The organism is Bacillus sp. LR_5 (assembly GCF_042709275.1).
In genome coordinates this window covers 1-9,797 of record NZ_JAVAXX010000241.1, presented here as the reverse complement: position 1 = coordinate 9,797, position 9,797 = coordinate 1, and the positions used below count along the sequence as shown (strand labels likewise).

The 9,797-nt window shown below is 39.2% G+C and carries 9 protein-coding genes; 3 read left to right on the top strand and 6 right to left on the bottom strand.

Features of this window, described 5'->3' with window-relative positions:
- Window positions 1–209: hypothetical protein (locus RAC86_RS29710; protein ID WP_377886341.1), on the top strand; the 209-nt coding region annotated here is incomplete at its 5' end.
- 123 nt (window positions 210–332) lie between these two features.
- Here RAC86_RS29710 and dutA read toward each other — a convergent pair.
- Both dutA and RAC86_RS29700 read right to left on the bottom strand, forming a co-directional pair.
- The gene (gene dutA, locus RAC86_RS29705; protein WP_072183639.1) at window positions 333–767 is read right to left on the bottom strand and encodes a dUTP diphosphatase DutA; all 435 of its coding nucleotides are present in this window, start codon (window positions 765–767) and stop codon (window positions 333–335) included.
- A gap of 27 nt (window positions 768–794) precedes the next feature.
- On the bottom strand, window positions 795–1,259 hold the full coding sequence (locus RAC86_RS29700; protein ID WP_072566322.1) for a DUF2691 family protein: 465 nt from the start codon (window positions 1,257–1,259) through the stop codon (window positions 795–797).
- A 404-nt stretch (window positions 1,260–1,663) separates the two neighbouring features.
- On the opposite strand from RAC86_RS29700, the gene alr reads away from it, so the two are divergent.
- Window positions 1,664–2,848 (top strand): alanine racemase, encoded by a 1,185-nt coding sequence (gene alr, locus RAC86_RS29695; RefSeq protein WP_072566321.1) that lies wholly within the window; start codon window positions 1,664–1,666, stop codon window positions 2,846–2,848.
- 150 nt (window positions 2,849–2,998) lie between these two features.
- Here alr and RAC86_RS29690 read toward each other — a convergent pair whose 3' ends face one another.
- On the bottom strand, window positions 2,999–4,414 hold the full coding sequence (locus RAC86_RS29690) for a sugar porter family MFS transporter (protein WP_072566320.1): 1,416 nt from the start codon (window positions 4,412–4,414) through the stop codon (window positions 2,999–3,001).
- A 439-nt stretch (window positions 4,415–4,853) separates the two neighbouring features.
- Here RAC86_RS29690 and RAC86_RS29685 point away from each other — a divergent pair, with 439 nt between their 5' ends.
- Window positions 4,854–5,555, top strand: coding sequence for a thermonuclease family protein (locus RAC86_RS29685; RefSeq protein ID WP_014113898.1), 702 nt, complete (start codon window positions 4,854–4,856; stop codon window positions 5,553–5,555).
- A 222-nt stretch (window positions 5,556–5,777) separates the two neighbouring features.
- Here RAC86_RS29685 and RAC86_RS29680 read toward each other — a convergent pair whose 3' ends face one another.
- From RAC86_RS29680 to xylA, 3 genes are all read right to left on the bottom strand, one after another.
- The gene (locus RAC86_RS29680) at window positions 5,778–6,476 is read right to left on the bottom strand and encodes a glycoside hydrolase family 11 protein (RefSeq protein ID WP_072566319.1); all 699 of its coding nucleotides are present in this window, start codon (window positions 6,474–6,476) and stop codon (window positions 5,778–5,780) included.
- Between the two features lie 257 nt (window positions 6,477–6,733).
- Window positions 6,734–8,233, bottom strand: a complete 1,500-nt coding sequence (gene xylB / locus RAC86_RS29675; RefSeq protein WP_072566318.1) for a xylulokinase — start codon at window positions 8,231–8,233, stop codon at window positions 6,734–6,736.
- A 172-nt stretch (window positions 8,234–8,405) separates the two neighbouring features.
- Window positions 8,406–9,743: a xylose isomerase gene (xylA, locus tag RAC86_RS29670; RefSeq protein ID WP_072566317.1), complete on the bottom strand. Its 1,338-nt coding sequence runs from the start codon at window positions 9,741–9,743 to the stop codon at window positions 8,406–8,408.
- Window positions 9,744–9,797 lie beyond the last annotated feature (54 nt).

Here is a 9,797-nt window from a genome sequence, read left to right as displayed (position 1 = left end):
ATGTAAAAACTGTAAATAAGAAAAGGAGCATCTATATGTATATAAGTATTATAGTTTTAGCCTCCATGCTTTTATGGGGTGCAGTTGTTCATGAACTAAGTAAACCTTCAAAAAAGCAAAGCACCAGAAAAATTATTTCTTTGACATCTTTAGGTTCTTTATCTACTTTAGTTATTACTATTTCTCTTTTCCAAAACCTCCCTTTTTAAAATTTGTTTATAATTAAACCCTTCGTATTAAAATATTCATTTTAATACATATTATTATATGTACCTTGGCTGAAACTTCCATTGTTCAGATCAAAGCATGAATACAGCCAAGGTTTTTATTATTTACTTCGTTCCCGTTGAACCGTGTCCTCCTCTATCTTCATTCCCTAAACGCTCGACTTCAATTAATTCAACTGCCGGCATCTTTTTCATGATTCTGAACTGGCAGATCCGATCCCCTTTGTTAATCTCTGTGTCACGTAACGCATAAGCAGGAAAGAACCAAAAATCGTTGTCTCCCTTATAAGACTCATCGATAACACCCATTGAGTTTGTTTGAATAACGCCAAAGTTCTTATATGTACTCGAACGAGGAACGACATGTGCTTCGTAACCTTCGGGCAATTCCATAGCTACACCTAATGGGACAAGTTTAAATTCACCTTTTTTAATTGCTACATCTTCAGCTGCTCGAAGATCGATCCAATCACCTTGCTCAATTTTACTGATTCTTGTTTGTGTTTCATCTAGATATTTGATTTTAATTTGCATTGTCATATGTATTACTCCTTTAACATTATTGAATTACCATACGGTAAGGCCTGTTCTTGTGTCGTTTTCATCAGTTATAAATAGAACTTCTTCAAAATCATTCTTTAAAGCATTGAAGTAAAGTTTTTCACTGGTATTTTTGTTTTTACAGTAAATCGAAACATAGCTATTATCTGCTATCAAAAGGACAAGTTCGCAATCACTGTCAACAAACTCTTCATATGTCTGGACTTCATTAACCGTTTTTCCAAATGGAAATGCTTTCAATTCAACGAAAATGGTGTAGTACTGATTTGTTTTTAATCGATTCGCAAAGTCAGTCCCCTCAACAATTGCGTAATCATTAAAGAGCTCCTCATTATCTAGCTCTCCGTCTACAACAAAATAAGATTCCCCACTCGTTTCCCACTTATAATTAGCTATTTCTAACGGCTGCAGTATTCTCCATAGATAATTTCCATATTCATTCGGTATTTGAAAACTAACTCCCCTTTTCATGTATACTCCTCACTTAAACGATTTTCTGAACATGAATTTAATTATATACTCAGATGTTAGGTTTGTGGAACAGGAATCAACTGCGGTTTGATACCGGCCTTCTTTTACACATTTTCTCAGCCTTCCCATTTAAAAAGTTCTTCCTATGTTCAGTAACAATAGGCGTTCCCCAGTTCTTTATCAAGAAGAGTTAGCCCGGCCAGTATCTTCAGTTTCACATTTGGGTTATAGAACATTGAAAGCAAATATTTCGGCATCGATGACACCTTCTCATATATCATAGATTTACTGTTGAATGATTTCAAATGAAGTTGAATAAAATAAGATCGAAACCATCCAACAATTAACATTTATTTTACGGCTAAATGCGGTTTTTACTATTCCATAAGAAGGAAGGAAGCTTAATGACAAAGCTTTGCCGAGAAGTTTGGATTGAAGTCAATCTTGATGCCATAAAAAAAAATTTGCGAACAATTCGCCGTCATATTCCAAATAAAAGCAAAATTATGGCTGTCGTAAAAGCGAACGGTTATGGTCATGGGTCTGTAGAAGTGGCGCGCCATGCACTGGAACACGGGGCGAGTGAGCTCGCTGTTGCCAGCGTGGAGGAAGGAATCGTTTTACGAAAAGCGGGGATTACAGCACCTATCCTTGTGCTTGGTTTTACCTCCCTTAGTTGTGTGAAAAAGTCAGCAGCTTGGAATATAACATTATCAGCATTTCAGGTTGATTGGATGAAAGAAGCTAACGAGATATTGGAAAAAGAAGCGAGTACTGACCGGCTGGCTATTCATATTAACGTGGATACTGGGATGGGACGATTAGGTGTACGCACAAAGGAAGAACTTTTAGCAGTAGTGAAGGCACTAAAGGCAAGCAAATCCCTCAGGTGGACAGGGATATTTACACATTTTTCTACAGCTGATGAAGCTGACACCACACTAACCAAGCTGCAGCACGATAAATTCATTAGTTTTCTCAGCTTTTTAAAGAACCAGGGCATTGAACTGCCCACCGTGCACATGAGCAACACGGCTGCAGCTATTGCTTTTCCGGAATTTAGTGCTGATATGATTCGTTTAGGTATCGGCTTATATGGGTTATATCCTTCAACCTATATCAAACAACTAAACCTCGTGAAGCTTGTTCCTGCATTAAGTTTAAAGGCGCGTATCGCTTATGTGAAAACCATGCGGACAGAACCCCGAACCATTAGCTATGGTGCTACATACATTGCAGAACCCGACGAAGTCATTGCTACACTCCCGATCGGATATGCTGACGGTTATTCCCGTGCACTTTCAAATCGCGGGTTTGTTCTTCATCGCGGAAAACGAGTCCCAGTGGCGGGAAGAGTAACAATGGATATGATCATGGTCAGTTTAGGAGAGAACGGTGAAGGTAAACAAGGAGAAGAAGTCGTGATTTACGGTAAGCAAAAAGGAGCCGAGATTTCCGTTGATGAAGTGGCTGAAATGCTCAATACGATTAACTATGAAGTCGTGTCTACATTAAGCCGCCGCATCCCTCGTTTTTATATAAGAGATGGCGAGATTTTTAAAGTATCAACTCCAGTATTATACGTGTAGTTTTGGCTTTGCGTTTTTTGTAAATACCCCAAAATCTCTCTTTTATGCTGAATCAAGATTCCGCTACCGGAGGGGTTTTACTTTTCTGAAACCAAACAAAAAATCCCTCCTATAAGCAGAGAGATTTCATGCATCAGTATAATGATTTTATTATACCTCAATAGCTGATTTTTCAGGGGTATCTTTATCGTGTTGAGAACGGAAATGCTCTTCTAGTTCTTCAAGTGTACGCCCCTTTGTTTCCGGCATGAATTTGTAAACAAAACCGATTGCCAATATACCCAACGCCACGAATATAAAGAATGTAAAAGACAAACCTGCAGTGCTAAGCAATATTGGAAAAGCAAAACCAATCATAAAGTTTAAAATCCACAGAAAAAAAACACTTATTCCAGAACCAAGCCCTCTTAATCTTTGAGGGAATATTTCTGCTATGACCAGCCAAGTCACAGGCCCTACGCATCCTTGCATAAAGGCAAGAAATAAAACGGTCAAAGAAAGTACAGCATAAGGGAGTGCTGCAGATCCATCAAGCACTATTGTGAATATTGCTATTAATAAAAGTGCTGTCGTGGTCCCCGCCAAACCAATCAATAATATTGGACGCCGGCTCACTTTTCCGACCAGCCAAATCCCAAATATAACTGCTATGACCGATATCAGCCCATTCCCAATATTAGCGATTAAAGCTGCTTTTGTACCAAAACCAGATTCTTTAAGGATTTGAGTGCCATAATACATAATCGAGTTAACACCTGTAATTTGATTCACTATGGCAACACCAATTCCAATGAGTAAAAGACGGCGCAGCCATGGTGTAGAAAAGTCACTGAGTGATGCCTTCTTCAGTTCTGTATCTTTTTCTACCGCTGCTTGTATTTCTCTACATTCAGCCTCTGCACGTTTCTCTTCTCGAATTTGTTTAAGAACACGCAGCGCCTCACTTTTTTTGCCTTTGGAGATTAGCCATCTCGGGCTTTCTGGAACCTTGAGCATACTGGCAAATAACATTAAAGCCGGAACGGCACAAAGGACCAGCATGTATCTCCAAACATGTCCGGTATTTGCCATTGTTACACCAAGGATCGCATTAAAAACATATGCTAAAAATTGCCCGCCAACAATCATTAGCTCATTTTGGGTTACCATACGTCCTCTCTTCTCATGCGGTGCCATTTCTGCTAAAAAGGCCGGTACCATCGCTGAAGCTCCCCCAACAGCCAGCCCGAGCAAAAAACGAAAGACCGCCATGATTAAAACATTAGGTGCTAACGCTGTTCCAAGTGATGCCAGGAAGAATAAAAAAGAAAGATTAAGGATCATATTACGGCGGCCATAGCGATCAGCTAATCTGCCGCATAACAACGCTCCGAACGCCGCACCTAATAAAAGAATGCTTGTAACAAGCCCTTCTGTAACCGGTGTTAACTGAAGCTGATCTGGTCTTGCCATAAAAGGCAAAGCTCCATTTATAACTCCGGTGTCATATCCAAAGAGAAGCCCTCCAAATGTTGCTGAAATCATTATTAATTTCAATCTTCGATTTCGATGTTCATTCATATCCATTTCCCCTGCCTTTATTAAGAATACTTAATAAGTTCTTTCAGTGTGGATATTGATACAAAACTAAAGTCATCTCTATCTTAGACTTCTGCCTCTGGATTTGTAATCGCTTTCATATTTCGTCGATAGAATACACATAAGCGATGAATTGTTATGTTGTAGTGATGTTTTTGTCACATTATTGTCACATCTGATATTATCATAATTCCAAAAGCGTTTTCAATCAATATAATCTTCAGAATTGTTTGTTTCCTTTGTGTGATAGGTATGTTTTTGTCACTTCATTGTGAAGTTTACATTTTGACTGTAAGCATTCAATGTAATCTCCCTTAGCGTTATGGATATTTTTCATTCACAAAAAATGTACAACTCGTTATAATGATGATGTTTAACCGATTTAAAGGAGAGCATACAAGAACTTACATTCTAGAGAGGAAATCATATGAAGAAAGTTTTGGTCAGTATTATCGCATTCGTTTTAAGCATTACTTTGGCAGCTTGTGAATCAAATCACGCAGAAAAAAGCCATTCAGATTCTAATGACACAGAGCAAGTCTCTCAAGATACTCAATCTAATGAAAATAAACAGCCAGAACAAAAGGCTGGCACATCTCATTCAAAAAATCATAAGAAATTGGTGAATGTTACATTAGATAGAGCAGTTGATGGAGATACGATTAAGGTTATTTACAACGGAAAGGAAGACACAGTTCGCTACTTGCTCGTTGATACACCTGAGACGAAGAAACCACATTCTTGTGTTCAACCATACGGTGAAGATGCGTCAAAACGAAATAAAGAATTGGTCAACAGCGGTAAGCTTCAGCTGGAATTTGATAAAGGCGATCGCAGAGATAAGTATGGAAGACTGTTAGCTTACGTTTATGTCGATGGCAAGTCTGTTCAAGAGACATTATTGAAAGAAGGATTGGCCAGAGTAGCGTATGTATATGAGCCTAACACAAAATACATAGACCAATTTACGAAAGATGAGCAAGAAGCGAAATCAGAAAAACTTTCAATCTGGAGCAGGAATGGTTATGTGACTAACAGAGGATTTAATGGTTGCGTGAAACAGACAAACACTAAGGGTAAAAAAGCAGCAACGTATCAGAATGCATCTCCCAAAGAAAGAATTGAGTGAAACTTCCAGTACAAATGAAAATGAAACCTCTTCTGCTCCATCGTCAACTCGAGGAACAGAAACGTTTGCAAACTGAGTTAAGGAAGATGTAGCTGGCGTGTCTAGTTTCCATTCTGCTTACCAATCTAAAATAAATAATAAAAAACACCCCTTCACGTTAATGTGAGGGGTTATTTGTGTGTGAACACACTTCCAATTTTCATCGTAAATCAAGAGTAAGGATTATTTACTTTTCCCTCCGATAGTCAGTACATTAGTAGTTACATTAGCACTGCCATTACTTTGATATCCCTCTACCGTTAGCGCGGTTTCATACATCTTACCCATTGGCATTCCTAAGCTTTCCCACTTCTTGAAGTGTTCGCTGACAGATACGGTTCCGCTCGTTCGTTTTGTCTGCCGGACACTCCAATACTGTTTAAAGGTTGCGATACCTATAATCGAAGGTTGATTGATTCGAGTGGTCTCATAAATATCATATGTCCCCCCATCAACAGTAAAAGTGCCCTTTGGCATTCCGGTCGGTCTATAGGTGCCCCAATTATCGACGATGTAATATTCTACGAGTGGGTCTTTCGTCCATCCATAAACACACAGATAGGAATTTCCTCCCGGATTGAAGGTTGCGTTGTAATTCATTGATATGTTTCCAAGTTGTGAGTGAGTCTTGGTTGTATCAAATTTCTTGCCTTTTCGGAATAAAGCATTCCCAATGTTACTCCACTGGGCACTAAATGCGCCGCCGCTATTGAGCGTCATACTGGTGTTCCCATAATCCTTCCACAATTCATAATCATAGCCATCTTGGGAGCCAGTTTGATTTGAGGTAATAGTAGTTGCCGCCTGTGCGGGCCATGCAGGTAATGTCAGCGCTACACTAAATAAAACCGCTAACAAAAACTTCATTCTTTTTTGTTTCATTCGGTATTCCTCCTGTTTGATTAGGTTGTATTTAGGCCTTACCGTAATGTTTGTTCTCACCATCTCTCAAAAAAAGGCAGCCATAGTAGTTATATTATTGTTCCTGCTATCAGTTAAGTTACTATTGTAATAACTTAGTGTTTTGTGATTAAAAATAAAGTTGCTATGTCATTAAAGGTCTTTGATGATGATTAATCGTAATTGTTCTTTCGTTGATCTCCTGACAAAAAATACACTCTTTACGAACCACACTATGACTAGTTTTTTCGAAAGCTCTTCAAAGCTGCATTTAGATCCTTTGTGTGTGGGTAAATTTTCTTATACAACTCGAATAGTGTTTTATATTTTTGAACATTTTGTTCCTTTGGATAAAATGTAGCAGCTTCACGAATGAACTGCTCTGCACATTCTTCAAGGGATTCAAACCACCTACTCCCAAAGGCAGCTAGCATAGCGGCCCCCATGGCTGGACCTTGTTCATTTTCTAACTTAATCACCTTCGCATTGAAAATATCAGCTTGCATTTGCAGCCACGTTTCATTTTTAGCTCCCCCACCAATAGAAACAACAGTATGAACTGATTTTCCTGCTTCGCGGAATAGCTCAACTGATTCATGTAAAGAGAATGTGATGCCTTCCATTATTGCCCTCGAAAAGTGCTCTCTTTTGTGGGATCCATCCATTCCGATTAAGCTTCCCCGAATAGCAGAATCTGCATGTGGCGTTCTTTCACCAACCAAATAAGGAGTGTATAGTAGTCCATTGGCTCCTATCGGAATAGATTTCACCCCCTGCAATAATTGCTCAAACGATTCGTTTGGTGCAAACGTTCTTTTAAACCAGTCCAAGCTGTATCCTGCAGCGAGCGTGACTCCCATCGTATAAAAAGAGTCCTTTTTTCCATGATTAAAAAAGTGCACTTTCCCTTTAAAGTCTCTTTCTTTGCCTTCTTCGTAGGAAAGTATGACCCCTGACGTCCCAATACTGCATAATGTTTTGCCGGAAGAAAGAATCCCCGCTCCAATAGCACCGCAGGCATTATCTGCTCCCCCAGCGTACACTTTTGTTTTTTTCAATAGCCCTGTCTCCGCCGCAACGTTCGGAAGCAGCGATCCTACACATTCATGAGATTCAACAAGCGGAGGACAAATATCTGCAGAAATACCAAATTGATTGCAAATATCATCGCTCCACTCCTTGCGAGTAATATGTAAAAGTAAAGTTCCTGCTGCATCGGAGTATTCGGTGTGAATCGCACCAGTCATACGGAATCTCACATAGTCTTTCGGAAGCAAAAAAACAGCAGTTTTTTTAAAAAGTTCAGGTTCATGTTCCTTCACCCATAACATTTTAGGTAATGTAAACCCTTCTAGAACACGGTTTTTTGTGATGTCAAGCAGGTTATCGCCAAATTTCTCGGTTATCCTGATACATTGAGGCGTCGTTCTGGTATCATTCCAAAGAATGGCATTACGTAACACCTGACGATCTTTGTCAAGCAGTACTAACCCATGCATTTGTCCTGAATAGCTTATCCCGTCAATATCCTTGGCTTGAACATTGGATTTAGAAACCAATTCAGCCAATGCTTCAATTGTTTGGTGCACCCAGTCTTCAGGATTTTGCTCACTATATCCGACCTTCTCTTGGATGAGCGGATAACTTTTGGACGTTTCTGCACAAACCTTGCCGTTTTGATTGACTAGAATGGTTTTAACAGCACTCGTTCCAAGATCTATTCCAATGACATACTTCATTTTTTCACTCCTTAACCTTTTAAAAAAACCATTCACTCTAATTAAATCCCAATTATAGAAATTACCCGTCATAACAATAAGAAATAGCAAAGGAATCATGACGGGTAGTTAGGTGACTTGGCTATCTTGCTATATCTTCTTATAGATGGATCTGGGGCTCCTCTTTCTTCTGTTATACTTCTAAGATGTATTGGTTCAATATCGCTTTTAATCGCTCCTGTCTTCCAGATTCGTTTTTAATTGTTTTATTATTTAGCGCATATTGCTCAAGAGTATGGAAATTAGCTCTTCCTTCTGTAATTTCAAGACCAATTCCTTCAGTAAAACTGCGATAACGATGTTGAATCACATCTTCAAACACACGATCTTCGATTAATTTGTGGGCTACTTTCAATCCTCTTGCAAATGCATCCATCCCTGCAATATGGGCATATACTAAATCATCAGGCTCAAAAGAAGATCTTCTGACCTTCGCGTCAAAGTTTAATCCACCGCTTCCAAGGCCGCCATTTTGCAGGATTTCGTACATTGCTAATGTCGTAGAATATAAATCTGTCGGAAATTCATCCGTGTCCCAGCCTAAAAGAGGATGCCCCTGGTTCGCATCAACAGAGCCAAGAAGACCATGTACTCTTGCCATGCGTAATTCATGTTCGAATGTATGCCCGGCTAATGTGGCATGATTGGCTTCTAGATTTAATTTAAAATGATTGTCTAAGCCATATTGCTTCAAAAAGGCAATGGTTGTTGCTGCATCTGTATCATATTGATGGGTGGTCGGCTCTTTTGGTTTTGGTTCAATCAAAAACTGCCCTGTATACTCGATTTCCTTCGCATAATCTACTGCCATATGCATAAATCTTGCCAAATTATCAAGCTCAAATTTTAAATCGGTATTTAACAATGTTTCGTATCCTTCACGGCCGCCCCAAAATACATAGTTCTCGGCGCCAAGCTCTTTTGCTGTTTCTAACCCTTTTTTTACTTGTGCTGCAGCATGCGCAAACACATCTGCATTGCAAGAAGTCGCGGCACCATGGACGAAACGGGGGTTTGTAAACATGTTCGCAGTATTCCATAATAACTTAACGTTGCTATTTCTCATGTAATCTTTAATCATGCCCACGATAATATCTAAATTTTGATTTGTCTCTTTTAACGTACTTCCTTCTGGTGCAATATCTCGGTCATGAAAAGCAAAAAATGGTGCATCTAGTTTTTCAAACATCTCAAATGCTGCTTCTACTCTCGCCCTAGCTAGATCCATGCCTTTATAGTGATCCCATGGTCTTTGCATTGTAGCTGCTCCAAAAACATCTGTGCCATCAGCAGTAAATGTATGCCAATAGGCAATAGAAAATCGCAAATGCTCTTTCATCGTTTTTCCGCCGATTACTTCTTGAGGATTATAATATTTAAATGCTAAAGGATTAGTGGAATCTTTCCCTTCGTAAACCACTTTGTTTACGCTTCCAAAATAGTTAACTGAACCAGAATGAGATTGAGCCATGTGATTTCCCCCTTAAAAATAAATTCAAATACAGGCGCATTGTATGTCATATTG

Bases quoted from the DNA above. Each gene is read 5' to 3' on its own strand.
- alr (WP_072566321.1), top strand. From the start codon at position 1,664: ATGACAAAGCTTTGCCGAGAAGTTTGGATTGAAGTCAATCTTGATGCC.
- xylA (WP_072566317.1), bottom strand. From the start codon at position 9,743: ATGGCTCAATCTCATTCTGGTTCAGTTAACTATTTTGGAAGCGTAAAC.
- xylB (WP_072566318.1), bottom strand. From the start codon at position 8,233: ATGAAGTATGTCATTGGAATAGATCTTGGAACGAGTGCTGTTAAAACC.
- RAC86_RS29700 (WP_072566322.1), bottom strand. From the start codon at position 1,259: ATGAAAAGGGGAGTTAGTTTTCAAATACCGAATGAATATGGAAATTAT.
- RAC86_RS29690 (WP_072566320.1), bottom strand. From the start codon at position 4,414: ATGGATATGAATGAACATCGAAATCGAAGATTGAAATTAATAATGATT.
- RAC86_RS29685 (WP_014113898.1), top strand. From the start codon at position 4,854: ATGAAGAAAGTTTTGGTCAGTATTATCGCATTCGTTTTAAGCATTACT.
- dutA (WP_072183639.1), bottom strand. From the start codon at position 767: ATGACAATGCAAATTAAAATCAAATATCTAGATGAAACACAAACAAGA.
- RAC86_RS29680 (WP_072566319.1), bottom strand. From the start codon at position 6,476: ATGAAACAAAAAAGAATGAAGTTTTTGTTAGCGGTTTTATTTAGTGTA.